Source organism: Paenibacillus sp. AGC31, from assembly GCF_057334655.1.
On record NZ_JBHFJH010000031.1, the window covers coordinates 171,494 to 189,984 of the forward strand.

The following is an 18,491-nucleotide window of genomic DNA, read 5'->3' on the forward strand; positions in this document are numbered from 1 at the left end:
CTCAACGATCCTCGAAGCTCTTGACTGCATCGTCAATGCTCAGGTTACCAGCTTCAATATCCTTAAACAGTTGTTCAAAATCATCCACCGGTGGGGCTGGCTCAGCAGCCGGTTTTATATCCAGCTTGGTCATGACAAATTGGGATAGTGCATGTACACTGGTGTACGAAAACAGATGGATTAGTTTCATTTTGCCTGGATAGACTTCTTCGAGCAGAGAGAATAACCGATTTAACAGAATAGAATCTCCGCCCAGATCAAAAAAGCTATCGTGGATATCCAGCTCTTCAAAACCAAGCACTTCGTTATACATGCCTGCAATCTGCCTTTCGATGCTGTTGTAATCCTCGCCGTCTTTTCCTTTGAGTTCAACATGTGCATTCGCCGATTTGTTTCGTTTAGCTGCAGCAGGAGCCACCTGACGCGACTCTTCCAACTTCTCGGCTTCTTTCAGTCTGTTCGTCATCTCTTCGGAGAATCGGAATGGAAATTTGGTCAACAGTGCTTTGGCAAACCGTGGGTGGTATGTAAATTCCCCGATCAACACACGCGGCACCTCTTTGTTCAATGCTGCAAAAAATCCGGCCGTTGCCTGTTCGGTCGGAAGGGCTTTTGTAATGGCGTCCACATTAAAACCATAATCCACAGACATGCCCGCTTCTTTCCACGAAGACCAGTTAATAGACAAGGTCTTCAGGCCGCTTTTGCTGCGCGAGTAAGACAAAGCATCCAGATATGCATTGGCCGCTGAATAATCTCCTTGTCCAACCTCACTTGACAGCGACAGACCGGAAGAGAAAAAGACCAGGAAATCAAGCTCATCCTGACGGGTCAGTTGGTCCAGTATCCAGGCTCCCTGCACTTTTGGATGAAGGACTTCGTCAAACGTTTCCTGCGTTTTGCGGATCAAATATCCAACCGCCGGTACACCTGCACCGTGGATCACTCCTGTGATGGACCCATGCTTTTCCCTGACATCGGCCAGTACATCCTGCATCGCTTCATAATCCGATACATCCGCTGCATAACAGGATACTTCTGAACCCTGTTGTTCAATCTCCAGGAAATTGCGGAGACGAGCAGCCGTCTTGGATTCAAGCTCAGGGTCATTAAGCAGTGTCTCCCATTCCGATCTTGCAGGCACTGGGGTACGCCCAATTAACACAAGTTTGACCTCTGCTTGGGAAGCGAAAAATTTTGCCATTTCCTGACCAATCCCGCCTGTACCTCCAGTAATGACATACACACCACCCTGTTGAATATGGACAGGAGAATCTGTCAGCTCATCGGCTTGAACCTCACCCAATTCCTCGATATAACGGACCCCACTACGATAGGCAGAGGTATAACTCTGATCTTGGGAACCCATTTCCTGAAACAGTTCATCTGCCCCTGCGCTTTCGTCCAGATCAATGCTTCGACAGGTAATATGCGGATATTCCAAGGCGAGCACTTTACCCAAACCGTATAACGAGGCTGCTTCAGGAGAAAGTCGACTCTCATCCGTTGTAACTTCGTAGACCTGTTCGGAGACCAGCATCATATTCAGTGCGTTGTCACTTCCGTGTTCAATGAGTGCACGAATCAGATAAAACAGGCTATATACGCCCTTTTGCTGACTATGTTCCAAGTCCTGAAGTGTATGAATTTCTGCAGAACTCGGCACCGCAAAGAGATGTACAATGTCACTTATGGATGTATTCCCCAGCGCTGCAAATAGCTCAGCAAAGTTGCTTTCCGAACCATTCACCGTGAACGAACCGTCAGGTTCATGCTTGAAAGATTCTCCGTAACGCACCTCAATTACTTGGCGCCCTGGCTGCTTAAGGCGTTCAATCAATGCGCTTCCCCGTTTACCCTCATCCTTCAAAATCAGAACTGCACCTGTTCCCTGAATCGGTTCTGGCTCTGTTAGATCAGCTTTCCTCCAGTTCATCCGATAGAATCGGGCTGGCGTCGGTTCTTCCGAGACCGCACTGCTGCAATTTGCGGTAGCGGCAGTACGAGCGCCCTCGGGAACTTCAAACCAGCAGCGAGTCCGGGTAAATGGATAGGTTGGCAGACTTGTTTTGCGCAGTCCGTCTCCTGTGTATAGAAGCTCCCAGTTCAGTTCTGCACCTTGTACATAATGCAGTCCAATCTGGTCCAGTATGTCCTGTACAGCCTGCTGACCCTTACCCATCTTCGCCAGTTCCGGATTCAGACTCATAGTCCGATGGCCCTTGTGGCCATCTTCGCCACCTGTGGCTGGTGAATCTGGACGATTTTGATCGTTGCTAACCTTGTGATAACCGTAATAAATCCCTGGACTTCGATGTCCACTGGGTCCACTACTTTTGCTTAAATTCTCATCTGCTCCGATCATTCGTCCAGCTTCATTTAATCGAAGCAAGAGCTCTTCCGCATCCTGCCCGGTGACCAGTAAACGGTAGGCGTAGTGCCCCCTCCCTGTGTTGGCGGTATAACACAGAGAAGGTACATTCTGAGTTTCAACTTGAGAGAGAACGTAAGTATATTCCGTAATCAGCGTCTGGAGCGCTGCCTGCGTTTTGGCCGATACGGTTAGAAGATGTTCTCCGCGTATTTCCAGCTCTTTAACCGTAGTGGTCGGCGCTTCTTCCAGCACAATGTGACAATTGGTCCCACTGATGCCAAATGCACTAACACCGCTACGTCGTGGCGTGGCCGCGTTATCCCACTCCCGCAACCGGGCATTCACATAGACCGGGGATGCCGCAAAATCGATGGCCCGATTCGGTCTGTGAAAATGTTTGGAGGCAGGAATCTGTTTATGTTTCAGTGACAAGGCCGATTTGATCAAACCCACGACACCAGCCGCCTCTGACAGGTGACCGATATTCGTTTTGACCGAGCCGATTCCGCAAAATTGACTTTTACCCGTGTGACGCCGGAATGCCTGCTCAATCCCTTGTACCTCAAGCGGATCGCCCAGCATGGTGCCACTGCCATGAGTCTCAATATAAGAGACCGTCTCGGGATCGATACCCGCATCCGCCCAGGCTTGAAGAATCGCTTCCGTCTGTGCCTCCGGGTTCGGGGCAGCGATACTGATGGATTTACCGTCCTGGTTTACGCCATACCCTTTGATAACAGCGTAGATCTGATCCCGGTCTTCCAACGCTTTATCCAATGGTTTGAGCATCACCACCCCTCCGCCTTCACCAATACCCGATCCGTCCGAATCGTCATCAAACGCTTTGGTTCTCCAATCGGTGGACTCAATCCCAATTTTGATATGATCACTCTTTAGCGGAACCAGATTAATCTTGATTCCCCCAACGAGCGCCTGATCGCATTGCCCTTCCTTGATCGCCTGACACGCCAGTGTAATGGCCACCAGAGAGGATGAACAAGACGTATCCACTACCAAGCTCGGCCCTTTTAAATCCAGTAAGAAGGATAACCGACCAGCCGCTACAGAAGCCAGATTACCCACAAGCGAGTACGCAAAGGATTCCGGTTCCGCATCGTAGATAAAACGTGAGTAAAGATCCCGAATATTGTTGGAAAGGCCTAGGTATACCCCCGTGCGGCTGCCAACCAGTTTCCCTCCCCCATACCCTGCGTCCTCGATCGCTTTCCATGCCGTTTCCAGAAACAGCCTGTGATTGGGGTCCGTCAGACTGGCTTCTTTGGGTGACATTTTAAAATAGGCATAATCAAATTTATCAATCTCATCCAGATAGGCATTTTCGTTGAATTGAATCTCGTCTGGCGACATACCTAGATATTGCAGATACGAATGAATGTCCGGCACTCTGGATGCCGGAAAGGAACGAATGCTGTCCGTACCACTGACGATGTTGTCCCAGAATTCTTCGGGAGAATCAGCTTGCGGCAATTTCAAAGCCATGCCCACAATGGCAATATCTTTGGCAGTATTGGTTGACCCGGACGCAGTATAGGCGTCCTCCTCCGATTTGAGTTTTTTGAGCAGCTGCACGGCCACTGTTTTGTCCAAGCTTCCGTCTTGCAGATGTTCCATGACAAACTTGTATACACTCTCCACCACAGTTCCTCCTTTACAGGTTAATCAGGTTATTCAAAGCCTGCTGCAGCGTAACGTCGCCACTTTCCATCTGGTCGATTACACGCTTCAGATCCTGCTCCATGTCTTGTGGCTTCGAAGTAGCCTTCTCATCCATAAACCGAGCCAATCTGCTAATATTGGAGTTCGCAAACAAATCCGTGACTTTGGTCAAACCAGGAAACTGCTGATCAATCCGGGCCTGAACCTGTATAAGCACAATGGAATCAGCACCCATCTCGAAGAAACTGTCCCCTACATTAATCTCATGAAAACCAAGCATCGTTCGACAGATGGAAGCGAGTGCCTTTTCAGTTGGTGTATAGGATGCGTCTGATTTACCTGTCAAAACCACTTCTCCGTCACGTTCCTCTGACGAGGATACCCGGAGACGCTTGTTGGCCATTTGCTTCATCCGTTGGTCCAGTTGAACGCGAATAGCGGAAGAGAGATCAAACGGACTTTTGGCCAGTGCCGATATCAATTGACCCTCATAATGAATCTGACCAATAAGTACTCGGCGAACCGATGATTGCCGCATCACAAGAGATAATTGATTCATCGCTTGTTCCGTAGGCATGGCTTTGAACAACGTATCCACAGCAAACCCATGCTCTGCTGACATACCCGTTTCCTTCCAGGTAGACCATTGCACAGTCAGCGTGCGCTTGCCCATCATTGATCTGTAGTCAGCATATGCATCTAGGTAGGCATTGGCAGCAATGTAATCCGCCTGTCCCGGGGCGCTGAATACCGAAGCGATCGATGAATATAGCACCATAAAATCGAGATGATCCTGTTCGGTAAGTTGATCCAATACCCAAGTACCATGTACTTTGGGAGAGAATACCTCGGTGAATCCCGCCTGTGAACGGCTTGTGATCATTTCCGAGCTTCCAACCCCTGCGCCATGGACAACCCCTTTAATTTTCCCGAACGTTGCCCGAAGCTGATCCAGAACTACACGCATGGCATCCAGATCCGACACATCTGCAGCATGGCAACTAACCTGATGTCCCCGGCTCTCCAGTTCACGAATAACTGTAATTTGATGAATCACCTTGAATCTCGATTGTTCTGCAACAATGGCATCCCATTCCTCACGTGCAGGCATCGGTGTACGGCTGATTAATGCTAGGTTCACTGGAGCGTCGGAAGCCAGATATCGCGCCGTTTCCAAGCCAATTCCACCGGTACCACCGGTAATGATGTACACACCATCGTTGTCAAAAATAAAGGCATCTTCAGCAGGTGCAGATTCATTCAATGCTCTGAACTCCTGAACATACCGTGTTCCATTACGATAGGCCACCTCATAATAGGAAGATGTTGTACCGATCTCTTGCAACAACTGCTCCAGAGAAGAGTTCTCATCCATATCTATACAACGGCAATGAACCTGTATGTTCTCCTTGCCTACCACTCTGCCCATTCCAAAGGCAGAAGCCAGATGAGGCTTTATCCGCTCCGTACCGGTAATGCAATTGACCTCACGGGATACCAGAACTAACTCCATGGGCTGGCTCAGAGAACTGGACAACAGCGCTCGAATAAACCGGAAGAACCCATATACACGTTCATCTAGAACAGACTCTAATGATTCCATGTCACTAGATACACTTGCTGCATGTTCATCGCTACCCACACCGTTTAGATACACCACTCTGGAAAGTTGGTCTAGGCCCTCCTGTTGCAGCACACGCTGATAGACTTCCACCTGTTCCAGATTTCGACTGTCCGGGTCAGATTGCAGAACATCCGCCTGAAGTACGGTATATACCTGCATCCCCGACTGTTCCATACGGGCCGCTATCTCAGCTGCATAATCGGACCCATCCAGAAGTACCAGTGTAGTACCATGGCTCGCTTCGATCGGCTGATCGGAATCCTCTTTCGCTATCTCCTTCTGCTGCCATACAAGCTCGTAGGCTTCCGGTACCGATCTGGTGCTCGCTTGTGCATACACTGAAGACTGCTCGGGAAGATCCACCCAGCAGCGTGTATTATCGTATGGATACAATGGAAGACTGATTTTACGAATTTCCTCTTCCCTGTACATCAGGCTCCAATCCACGTCACTGCCTGTAGTGTACAGTCTGCATAATTCATATAATAAACCCGGATCTGAAGACTCCATGTATCGGGATAGGCAATCTCTGCCCTCCTGCTTCAAGATGGACTTCTCCAGCCCCGTCAATTCGTGGTCTTTCCCTTCGATCTTCTCTGTGACTACTTTATGCACGCCATAATAGAGCTGATGCTCACCTGTGGATTCGAGACCTGATGTAGCGAGTAGCCGCAACTTCATGAGCAGATCGGATGTGTCCGTCACTCCAAAGGCAATCCGATATACATGATGCCAGCGCCCCGTATTCGCGGTATAACATATGTTTTTGAGCGAAAGTTCCTGCTGACGTTCTGAGATAAAACGGATATAGTTATCAACCAGCGCAAGTAATGACTTGCGGCTCTTGGCACTTAGCGTGAACACCTCCACATCTCTGGTAATCTTCCGTTCCTGGATCACAGGCGGCTCTTCCAGTACGAGATGGCAATTGGTTCCGCTAAATCCAAAGGCACTGACTCCGCAGCGAAGCGGCTCCCCGTTCCCGTCCCATGGTCTCGATTTCGTGTTGACATACAACGGCGAATCCTGGAATGAAATGGATGAGTTAGGCTTATCAAAATGAAGCGTAGGAGGTAATACCCGATGCTTCAAGGCCATAGCCGCTTTAACCAGACTGCCCACACCAGCTGCTTCAAACAAATGGCCTATATTGGACTTGACTGAGCCTATAGCAACAAACTGATGCTTGTCTGTATATCGGCGCAGCGCTGTGGTAAGTCCATCCATTTCAATTGGATCGCCGAGCTTCGTCGCTGTACCATGCGTCTCCACGTAACCAATGGTCGAAGGATCAATACCGGCATCCTGCCATGCCTTCACAATGACATCCGTCTGTGCTTCAGGATTCGGAGCCGTAATGCCAATCGAAGCTCCATCCTGATTAATGGCACTTCCTTTGATAACCGCATAAATATTGTCTTTATCCGCAATCGCCTTGCTTAGTGACTTCAATACTACGGCGGCTCCGCCTTCACCAAGCCCCGAACCATCTGCTTCTTGATCAAATGGCTTGGTTAATCCATCCGAAGATTCAATGCCAACTTTCAAATAATCATGATCCAACGGACTGAGGCTGATCCGTGCACCTGCGACAATCGCCATCTCGCAATCACCATTACGAATGGCCCGGCAGGCCAGATGGGTAGCGACAAGTGATGCAGAACATGCCGTGTCGATCACCATCGTAGGCCCCTTGAGATCCAGTGGATAGGCAATACGAGTCGGCATCATGGCTGTGATGTTCCCGACAATGGACATCGGATATTGATAGGGGTCCAGATCACAGATCATTTTGAGATAAGAATCGTTCAGGCTACTTGCAAAACCCATATAGACACCTGTATTTGTTCCTTCGATGCGCCCTCCGTAACCTGCATCCTCTACCGCATGCCATGACGTCTTCATGAATAACCGCTGAATCGGGTCCGTTAATCCGGCCTCCTTCGGAGACAAACGGAAATACTTATAATCAAACTGATCAATATTATCCAGAAATGCACCCTGAAGGTACTGCACTTCTTTGTCCGCACCCAGCTTGGCATTCATCCATTGATGATAGGCATCCATGTCTTTTTTGCGTCCCTCTGGAAAATCCGTTGTACAGTCCACACCGTTCAAGATGTTGTCCCAATACTGCTCTGCCGTATCAGCCATTGGCATTTCCGCAGCAATCCCAATAATGGCGATGGCCTCATCCTGTTCAACGATTGGTTTCTTTTGCTCCAGAGGAGCAGCCGCTTTTGCTTTTACAGCCGTGCCGTTACCCTGGTTCACATGCAGTGCCAGCTTATGGATAGACGTATGTGCAAATAAATGAGCAATCTTCACTTTACCCGGAAACTCCTCGTTCAGCCTCTCATGCATACGGATCAGCATAATGGAGTTGCCCCCGAGATCGAAGAAATTATCATAGATATTGATCTCCTGATAACCCAGAATCTCACTGTATATGCGTGCTACCTGCTGCTCGGTTTCCGAATAGAGTCCCCCTTCATTCCCTGAAAGATCTACGGGCCCCGTATGCTTCTCCTGTGGTACGGTCCGGTTGGAACGATTCGATGCTCCCTGGTCAGCGATTTCCTTACTCCGCTTCACTCCGGCTTCCAACTTATCCGACAAACGGAACGGGAACTGCCCAAGTGCAGCGAGATGTTTACTTCCATAATTCATCGCACCGATGAATACTCGCGAGAGTTGTCTGCTCATGGCTGCTTCCATCGCTGCGATACCATCCGTTGTAGGAATGGTTTTAAACATGCCATCCACATTGATACCAAATTCTACGGACATCCCGGTCTCTTTCCACGATACCCAATCAATGGAGAGTGTTCTTCGACCCTGCCCCGTCCTCCATGCCGCGAAGGAATCCAAGTAACAATTGGCTGCCGTATAATCCCCTTGTCCAATTTCACCGATCACAGATATACCGGAAGAGAACAATACCATAAAGTCCATGTCTTGATCTCGCGTCAGTTTCTCCAGAATCCAGGTTCCCTTCACCTTGGGTCCAAGAATGGTCTGGAATTCCTCATCGCTTTTGCGATATATAAATCCGTCTCCGGGAATACCTGCTCCATGAATAACACCATGTATGTCCCCGTAGCGGTGGGTGATATCCTGAATCACTTCCGTCATGCCCGCAACATCGGCAAGATCCGCATTATAATAATGAACGGTTGCGCCCAATGCTTCCAGTTCAAGGATGCCTTGCATCTTGGGACCGCGGGAATCTTGGCCTGCTTCCAATATGTCTTCCCATTCCTCCTTTGCCGGAAGAAGTGTCCGACCAACAATCGCCAGCTTCACTTGCTCCGAAGAAGCCAGAAACCGTGCTGCTTCCAGACCAATACCACTTGTACCGCCTGTCATGAGATATAAACCGCCTGGACGCACCTTGAAAGGTACGCTCTCATGTTCATTAAGATCCATCTCTGTAAAGGTCTCCGTATAACGCTGGCCTTCACGATACGAAACAGCATAAGCTTCACCGTTGATATGTCTTTCCTTGAGGATATCCTTCGCAGATATGGACTGATCCACATCTATAAACTTGCTCCGAATATGTCCATATTCCTGCTGAATCACTTTACCAAGTCCCATTAAGAGTGCATTATGAGGGGTAATCCTCTCTTCTCTTCCTGTGACTTGTCCAGCGTACTCAGCAATCAGGTTCAGATGAATTTCTTCAGCAAAGCCTTTGCTCATAAGCGCCTGAATCAGATAGACCGGTGAGTAGAAAGCTTCCTGTTGTCTGGCTTCAATAGCTGCCAAATCTTCAGGATATAATGAATTGCCCATCATGGATAAATAGATGATTTCAGTAATTTCACCGTCTGTGAACATGTTTAACAGCTCAGTATAGGCCGCCGGAGCAGCTCCGCCGACTTCGTATTGATTCTCCGATATTTGCCGGAACTGGTTACCCGGTCTCACATGGACTACCCGCTTGCATTCGCCCTCCAGTTCTGCCGACAGTTCCTGTTCCAATTCGGTACCATTACCGATCATCATGACTGTGCCTGAAGAGGAAGGCACCGAGGTATGCAAAGTCGTATCCCCATCGTCCTCTATCCAGCGCACCGTATGAAAATAGTCCTTTAACGACACAGCAGTCGGGTCTTGAATATCAATCCAGCATCTGCTGGGCTCAAACGGATACGTAGGTAAACTCAACTTCCGTACCTGTCTTCTTTGATATAGCTGCCCCCAATCCATCGTTGCACCCTCCGCATAGAGTAAAGCCAGCTCCCGAAGTGCTGATTCATCCCATACAAGAGGACTGGAAGCAAGTTCTTTGATCCGTTCCTGTGCCTGAGACGATTGACGTCTGGTGCGCTCACGTTCTTCCGATCCCATACGCTCGGCTCCTGTAGGCTTAGGAGCGGGAGCACCGGTATAGACTCCCTCTTGTGTCTTCAATTGGGTCCACGGTTGTTCCAACAGGTGAATCAGTTGAGCCGTGTCTTCCACAAGCAGGGACAGACGATGTTCATAATGCCCACGACCTGTAGCTGCCGTATAACAGACATTCGCAACAGGAACTTCACGATTCTCCTTCAGGAAACGCTCATACCGCTGGAGCAATCGAATAAGCGCTTCTTCCGTCTGAGCCGAACATACAAACAGCTGCTTGCCTAAATCCTGATCCTCTCCTGGGTCTTGAGCAGTAACGGCTGGAGCTTCCTCAAGCACGACATGACAGTTGGTTCCGCTGAATCCAAAAGCACTGACACCACATCTGCGCGGGACTCCCTCTTCCGCTTCCCAGGGTCGGAGTTGTGTATTCACATACACTGGCGTTTGCTCAAACCGGATGTTGCGGTTGGGTTTGGCAAAATGAAGAGACGGCGGCAGCTTCTGATGTTTCAAGGCCATCACTGCTTTGAGCAGCCCTGTTACGCCTGCACATTCATATAAATGACCGATATTGGATTTCACAGAGCCAATCGCGCAAAATTGTTTTTTGGTGGTAAACTGTTCAAAAGCATTGGTAATCCCTTTAATCTCAATCGGGTCTCCTAGCTCCGTCGCTGTACCATGGGCTTCAATATAACGGATGGTCTCAGGGTCAATCCCCGCTTCTTCCCATGCCTTCACGATCGCTTCGGATTGGGCACGCGGATTCGGTGCAGTCAACCCAATAGAGGTTCCATCCTGATTGGCAGCAGTTCCCTTAATGACGGCGTAGATATGATCCCCATCCTCAATGGCCCGACTTAACGGTTTTAGAAGAATGGCGGCCACACCTTCACCCACACCTGCCCCATCTGAGGCATCATCAAATGTCCGCGTCTCCCCGTCGGAGGACTCAATGCCAAATTGCTCATATTTATTAAAAACAGGGAGCGTATTCACCTTCACCCCACCCGCTATGGCTGCATCACACTCACCACTTCGGATCGACTGACAGGCCATATGAACAGCAACAAGAGATGATGAACATGCAGTATCCACCACCATGCTGGGGCCTTTCAAATTCAGCAAATAGGATATTCTCCCCGCCAGTACCGCAGTCACATTGCCCGTTACCGAGATGGAGATGGATTCCGGTTCTACATCGGCGATAATATTGGCATAATTGTCTCGGGTGCTGCTGTAATACCCTACATACAATCCCGTATTACTACCGGATAACTTTGCGCCTCCATAACCTGCATCTTCCACCGCTTCCCATGCCGTCTGGAGAAAAATTCTCTGGTCAGGACTCATCAGGGCTGCTTCTTTGGGTGTCAGCTTAAAGTAGCGATAATCAAATTTGTCCACTTCATCCAGGTAGGAACCTTTAATAAAGCTCAGCCCATCTTCATCCTGCTGTTTGAAACGTACATATTTCAGCACATCCTCTTGTCTCGCTTCAGGGAACTCCACAATGGAATTCACTTTGTTCTCGATATTGTTCCAGAACTCCTCCACATGATCAGCCATGGGCATATGCGCAGATATGCCGATAATGGCAATATCTTCACGAGTGTTCTTTTTCTGCTGTTTCAACAGCGTAATCATATCAATCGCCGTTTTTTTGTCGATTTTGCCACCAGATGTATTCTCAATAATGTATTTAAGCAACTGTTCCAATGTATCGTCCCCTTACATATCAGATATGTTTTAATCCTTTGAGCATATCCTCCATGCTGATCTTGCCATCTTCCAACTGATCAAAAAGAGAATGGACTTCCTCGTCCAGCGCAATTGCACCACCTACAGGCTCCTCTACCTGTTTCTTCTCCCGTTTGTGGCCTGTTTTATCAGCGAGATATCCACCCAATCGGTGCACAGACGGATGTTCGAACAGATCTGCAACAACGAGTACCCCCGGGTACTGACGGTCAAGTTGTGCATACATTTGTTTCACCAGAATCGAGTCAGCTCCAAGTTCGAAGAAACTGTCATGGATATCAATTTCATTAAAGCCCAGAATAGCTTGGCACACTTCGGCAACCTTTCTCTCCCATGGTGTGTATTCTCCGTCATCCGCACCATTCAGCACGGTATCCTGCCGGGCTACACTTTGCGGGGTCACTGGCGCTGGCGCCTTCGGTGATGAAGTTCTCTGTAGACGTGAATCAATCCAGCTCTCCACTTGAGGAGAAAGTCTAAACGGATAGTTGCGAATCATCTTCAACATGCCACGGTCTGTCGACATCTGTCCTATCAATACACGTTCAATCTGACGTCCTTCCACCTGATCCAGCCAAGTCAGAGCCTCTTTATTGGTCATTGCTTTGAAAAGGGTGTCTACTCCGTAGCCCGTTGCGGCAGCTGCGCCTGTTTCTTTCCAGGTTGACCAGTTGACCGTCATCGTTCCGTCCATCTCTTGGTTGCGATAGGCTGCGTAAGCATCCTGATACGCATTGGCAGCAACGTAATAGGCCTGTCCCGGTCCGCTAAATAACGTTGCAATGGATGAAAACATCACAAAAAAGTCTGGATTGTCCTCTCTGGTGAGTTGATCCACGACCTGGGTTCCTTGCACTTTAGGGCATAATACACGTTCAGCTTCTTCTATCGTTCTATCCTTAAGTGGATGATCTCCACCTACAGCGACCCCTGCTCCATGAATGACACCTGCAATGCGAACGTATTTCTGACGTAATTCACTCAAAATCATTCGCATGGAAGCTTCATCTGAAATGTCTGCTTGGTAAGGAAGAACTGTCGCACCAGCAGCTTCCATTTGTTGCACAGATCGGATTTTCTGAGCTAACACTTCGTTGGAATGTGTAGCAAGAATGCTATCCCACTCTTCTCGTGCGGGAAGCGAAGTTCTGTTCACCAGTGCGAGTGTAATTCCCGGGTATCGCTCCGCGAGTTGTAATCCAAGCTCCAGCCCAATGCCGCCCAGTCCGCCAGTAATGAGATACAATCCGTCATTGCGAATGTTGTAGTTCCATTTAGGATACGCACTCGGGTCCAGCGCTCCAAACTGCTGAATGTAACGCGTACCTGCACGATAAGCTACACCATAATCATCACTTTCATGATCCAGTTCAGCCACAATATCCTGGAGCGAAGTCTCCGCGTCCACTTGGATGGATCGGCATTGCAGGCGTGCATCTTCTTTTCGTCCAGCCAAACCCAGACCAAACATCAGGGCAGCCTGAGGAAATACATTTTCTTCTCTTCCGGTGATGGAATGGATTGGATTCGTCAACAACACCAGGTCAACAGGCTCCTGTGATTGGGCACCTATCATCTCCTGAAGGAGATAGAAGAATGGATGAAAGGACTGATCCTGTTGAATATAGATAATCCGGGTGATCGTCAATTTTTCCAAATGAGCCCACAATTGTTCCATGCTCTCACGATGGTCTGAAATGACATACTTCTCGGAAGATACTTGAAGGAACGAAGGTCCATCAAACACTTCTATAACCTGATGCCCCTGCTGCTGTAGTGTCTTACGAAGAGATAGATCTTCTCTTTTTTCCTCTCTTTTTTCGTCCATAAAAATAACGATATGACCTTCCGATAACTTCCGATCGAAATTACGTTCCGGTTCAGGAACCCAACCCAACTCATAATGGTGAATGTTCTCCATAGCGCTGGCATCCGTCTTGGTTTGGGACGGAGGAGCAGATAGCTCAATCCAGCAGCGATGAGCTTCAAATGGATACGTCGGGATGCTGATTCGGCGAACATCCTCACCTGAATACAGGCTTGGCCAGCTTACCTCCCCACCCCCAAGATAGGTTTCACAATGAGCGGTTAAATGCAGCTGACTGGACTCCGGGATTGACTGCTCTCGAATGAATTCCAATCCGCCTTCTTCAAGTTCGGCCAGTTGGGCGAGCAAATCCTCTTTGCTGGAAGCAATCCGTACCAGACGGTGTTCATAATGGGTTCGGGAGGTGCCTGCCGTGTAACATATATCAGCTAACGTGTGATCGGTTGTTTTCAGATATTTCGTATATTTGGATATATATTGTTGCAGGGCTTGAAGCGTCTTGGCTGAAAGAGGGAAGAGGTACTCCCGCGTCTCAGTCTCGCTGTTGGTTTCCATTGCACCCGCCTGCTCCAGAATGAGATGGCAATTGGTTCCGCTGAATCCAAATGCACTGACACCCATTCGTACAGGTTCACCCTCAGCAGGCCAGATTCGGTTACGTGTATTTACATACACAGGCGTTCCACTAAAATCAATATTGCGATTCGGGCGATCGAAATGCTGCACCGCAGGTAAAATTCCTTTTTTTAAGGACAATACGGATTTAACAAGTCCTGTAATCCCAGCACTTTCATACAAATGTCCGATATTGGACTTCACCGAACCGATCGCACAAAATTGCCTCTTATCGGTGTATTGCTCAAATGCTCCCTTAATGCCATCGATTTCAATCGGATCTCCCAAGACAGTCCCGGTTCCATGGGTTTCAATATAAGCGATACTTTCCGGATCGACCCCCGCAGCTTTCCACGCCTTCACAATGACCTCACTCTGGGCTCTGGCATTCGGCGCCGTAATCCCCATGGAGTTCCCGTCCTGGTTAATGGCACTGCCCTTAATGACTGCATACACCTGGTCCTTGTCCCTGATAGCATCCTGAAGTGGTTTCAGCATAATGACTGCCGCACCTTCACCTATTCCGGAACCATCTGAGCTATCATCAAAGGGGCGTGTCATGCCATTCGATGATTCAATGCCCATTCGGTAGTAATCCTTGTCCAGAGGAAGAACGTTGAGTTTTACGCCTCCTGCCAGCGCCATGTCACACTCACCCAAACGAATGGCATTACAAGCATGATGCACTGCAACCAGAGATGAAGAACAGGCAGTGTCCACCACCATACTCGGCCCTCTCAGATCAAGAAGGTATGATAAACGGCTGGGTAAAATGCAGGATAGATTGCCTGTGACCGAGATCGGCAGAGACTGTGGCTCCACATCATGAATCATCTCTTTATACCGATAACCTTCCAGATCGGATACCAGTCCAACGTATACTCCTGTATTGCTTCCCGCCAGCTTCTCACTGGTATATCCTCCATCTTCAAAAGCGGCCCAAGCTGTCTCCATAAAGATACGTTGAGCCGGATTCATTAAACTGGCTTCCTTTGGGGTAAATCGAAAAAAGGGATAATCAAAGGTATCGATATGTTCCAGATAAGAGCCATCCAAATATTTGGTGTCTTCACCAGGGTTCATTTTACGAGAGATGTAATTATCGGCATCCTGGCGTCGCTGCTCGGGTAGATCCCTCGTACAATCCAGACCATGCAACAAGTTATTCCAGAATTGCTCCGCATCATCTGCCAAGGGCATACGAACACTGAGCCCAACGATCGCGATATCACCCGGACGGATAGTAGCTGGAGTTGCCACTGGAGGTAGCTGACTAGACGACTCCGTCTGAGCTGTGTCACGAATACCCAGTTCACTGAAATCCATCAGTTTGTTTTTCATTGTTTTATCCCCTTTCAGCCGCTGAGCGGAGACTTTCAATCACTTTGGCAAGCATTTGATCATAGGTTCTGAAAAAAAGGTTCCATTGAACCGTATTCATTCCGGGTTTACAATACAGCGTTACCACCATATTTCGTTTTTCATTCTGAATTTCACAGATGACATCAAACAGTTCCTCCAGCGCCCCCCTGCCTCCACTGACATAATCTGCCTCGTAAAATAGCGGACGGATGGCGTCATGCTGTGATTTCATCCCTGCTCTAACCAGATCCTGGATATGATGACCAGGCTGTTCGTCTGCTGTATGTAAAGCTTGTTTAGCTAGGGCAAACAACTCATTGAAATCCTGCACCTCTTGCACATCCAGCGGAATGGAACTGATATGATTCATCCGATAAATCAGTGTATAGACCGTGAGTTGCGGCTGATTGCCAATCTCCGTCAACAGATATGCAAACAAAGACCATAACCATTCTACAGGCGTGCAGCCTGCCGTTTTGGACAAGTTCCTGATTTCATTAAAGCGATCCTTCTCGATCCGGAATTCATACCGATGGTCTTGAAGGGCCTGTCCACCATTCTGCATGTAATCCAATGGAACAGGGTATGCTTCCAGTTCCATGCCTTCCTGGTCTGCGATGAATTTAGCAAGTCTGGAGATCGTAGGATAGGCAAACATATTGGTTAACGTAATTTGGGCTGGATATAATTTTTCAAGTTGATTATAGACCTGGGCAAGAAGCAGAGAATCACTCCCTAAGTCAAAAAAATTAATCGTGGTTGTGACTCCCGCATCAGCTCCCAGCACAACATGAAATACGTCCAGAATAGTTGTCTCTAGCTGTTCAATTGAAGTAATCTGCCGTTGATTCATTGGACACCTCACCTCCGTATAGGATCTACTCCATATAACTTGTTAATGTCTGATTGATCATGCTAGTCACCCGATGCATACTGCCTTCAAATAAATAAAAATGCCCCCCTTTGTATATCCGGGCGGCACTTCCTTGTTCCGTATAACCTCTCCAACGTTCTGCACAATCCAGAATGTAACCTTCATCCTCTGCTCCGTTCAGTATCGTGATATCACATTGCAGCTTATAAGGCTTCTCTTCGTAGGTATACGTCTCATTCATCTCCAGATCCTTACGTAATATGGGGATAAACATATCCATCAGTTGCTGGTTCTCAAAGAACTCATCCGGGGTACCGCCCATTTCCTTAATGCGGTCGATGAACTGTCCTTCGGGCAAATGGTAATAGACCTGTTCTTTTTTATAATCCGGCGTCTCTCGCCCCGAGAAAAACATGTGTATGGGTTTCCTGAACTGCTCTTCATGCATTTTGTTATACAGTTCATAGATAATCAGACTTCCGAGGCTATGTCCAAATAGGGCATATGGCTCCTCATCTGGTAAATCGCTAGATATATAATCAAATACATCATCTACACTTTGCTGAATACTCTCATAGAGCGGCTTGGAGAATTTCAATCCACGTCCTGCAAGTTCAACCGGGTTCAGCACAATGGATTCGGATAACCCCTTTTTCCATTTGTTATATATTGATGCTGAACCACCTGCATAAGGGACACAATATAATCGCATCTTGGTCATAATCTCCTCTCCACTTACACGACTTCTCCCCATCTAATCGCTGTAGCGCAATAATACGTTCCAGCCCCGGCCCCAACCAACACAACACGATTACCTGCTTTCAGTGCCCCTTGCTTCACAGCCTCGGTCACCGCAATTGGCAAACAGGCGTTAGAGGTATACCCGTATTTTTCCATCGTCATATAGGCTTTTTCTTGTGGGATACCCAAGGCAACGGCGAGTTCTCGAATCAGATTACTGTTCGTTTGCGGGAAAATAAACAGATCTACTTCCCCCATATTCCATTTTACTTTGCGCAAAAGACGATTCACGAGCCGTGGAATACCTCGGACCAATTGTTCATATAAATATCGGCCATTGGACGTATAGACGGAAACAGATCCGTCAGGAATGTGTCCATAATGAACAGGCAATGTTCCATAACTGATATCTTCCATATTCTCGTGATGCATGATTCCGTTCAAAAAAACGCTGTGATAAGAGTCATTTTCATCTAATTCCTGTAAGACAAATGCCCCTGCGCCGTCTCCCACACTGGAACATGCTGCCCGATCCTGCCAATCCGTTACTTTCGAATAGGTATCCGCGCCGATGACTAGAATATTGCTTATATCCTCTTCAGCCTGGAACGTATAATACGCATTCAATAATCCATAGCTGAACCCGGCACAGCCCGCGCGAAGATCCAGACAAATGGCTTGGTCTGCTCCAAGCTTTTCCTTCACAAGAGCGGACGGATGTGGTATTAAACGATCCGGTGTGAAGGTCGCCATAATGATCATATCAATATCCTCGGCATCCATCGCAGCCTGCTCTATAGCTTGTCTCGCAGCTTCCAATGCCAAATCACTGGTATACTCATGCTTATGGGAGATTCTTCGTTCGCGGATTCCAAGGTTATGGTAGATCCAGTCCGCATTGGCGTTAATGTCCATGGCCTCCAGCCCCTGATTCGTCAACACGGATTCCGGCACATACATGCCGATACCGCGAATGGTCATTTGTCTCATGCATCACGTCTTCCTTTCCTGAATCCAAGGTGAGCAGCCCTCTCTGAAAACAATAAATTTCCTGAAGACAACAAAAAGAACAGCTCAGCCGCTTGTTTGCGCTTTACTGTCACAGAAATACCTTATTCAACAACATGTAGTGATGACTGCTCAACGTACATGGCTTCGCCCTGTTGATACACAATGTGTATTTCAGTGTTTATGCATATGACTCCTTTGGTTGCAAAATGTGCCTAAGCTTCATTCTGCTCCTCCGGTTTTGGTTGTCGTATGTGACCATAACATGTCT

At 48.2% G+C, this 18,491-nt stretch carries 6 protein-coding genes; all 6 read right to left on the bottom strand.

What is annotated here, in order from left to right:
• Position 1 precedes the first annotated feature (1 nt).
• Genes ACE04G_RS19310 through ACE04G_RS19335 form a run of 6 tightly spaced genes read right to left on the bottom strand, consistent with a single transcriptional unit; the run spans position 2 to position 18,202 of the window.
• Complete coding sequence (locus tag ACE04G_RS19310) at positions 2 to 4,030, bottom strand: SDR family NAD(P)-dependent oxidoreductase (RefSeq protein ID WP_449003991.1); 4,029 nt, start codon at positions 4,028 to 4,030, stop codon at positions 2 to 4.
• 13 nt (positions 4,031 to 4,043) lie between these two features.
• Positions 4,044 to 11,750: an SDR family NAD(P)-dependent oxidoreductase gene (locus ACE04G_RS19315; protein ID WP_449003992.1), complete on the bottom strand. Its 7,707-nt coding sequence runs from the start codon at positions 11,748 to 11,750 to the stop codon at positions 4,044 to 4,046.
• Positions 11,751 to 11,769: 19 nt separating this feature from the next.
• Positions 11,770 to 15,576 carry a type I polyketide synthase gene (locus ACE04G_RS19320; RefSeq protein WP_449003993.1) on the bottom strand — a complete coding sequence of 1,269 codons (3,807 nt, stop codon included), beginning with the start codon at positions 15,574 to 15,576 and terminating at the stop codon, positions 11,770 to 11,772.
• Between the two features lie 4 nt (positions 15,577 to 15,580).
• Positions 15,581 to 16,450 (bottom strand): acyl carrier protein, encoded by an 870-nt coding sequence (locus ACE04G_RS19325; protein ID WP_449003994.1) that lies wholly within the window; start codon positions 16,448 to 16,450, stop codon positions 15,581 to 15,583.
• Positions 16,451 to 16,475: 25 nt separating this feature from the next.
• On the bottom strand, positions 16,476 to 17,192 hold the full coding sequence (locus tag ACE04G_RS19330) for a thioesterase II family protein (protein ID WP_179088547.1): 717 nt from the start codon (positions 17,190 to 17,192) through the stop codon (positions 16,476 to 16,478).
• Between the two features lie 14 nt (positions 17,193 to 17,206).
• Positions 17,207 to 18,202, bottom strand: a complete 996-nt coding sequence (locus ACE04G_RS19335; protein ID WP_339179607.1) for a 3-oxoacyl-ACP synthase III family protein — start codon at positions 18,200 to 18,202, stop codon at positions 17,207 to 17,209.
• Positions 18,203 to 18,491 lie beyond the last annotated feature (289 nt).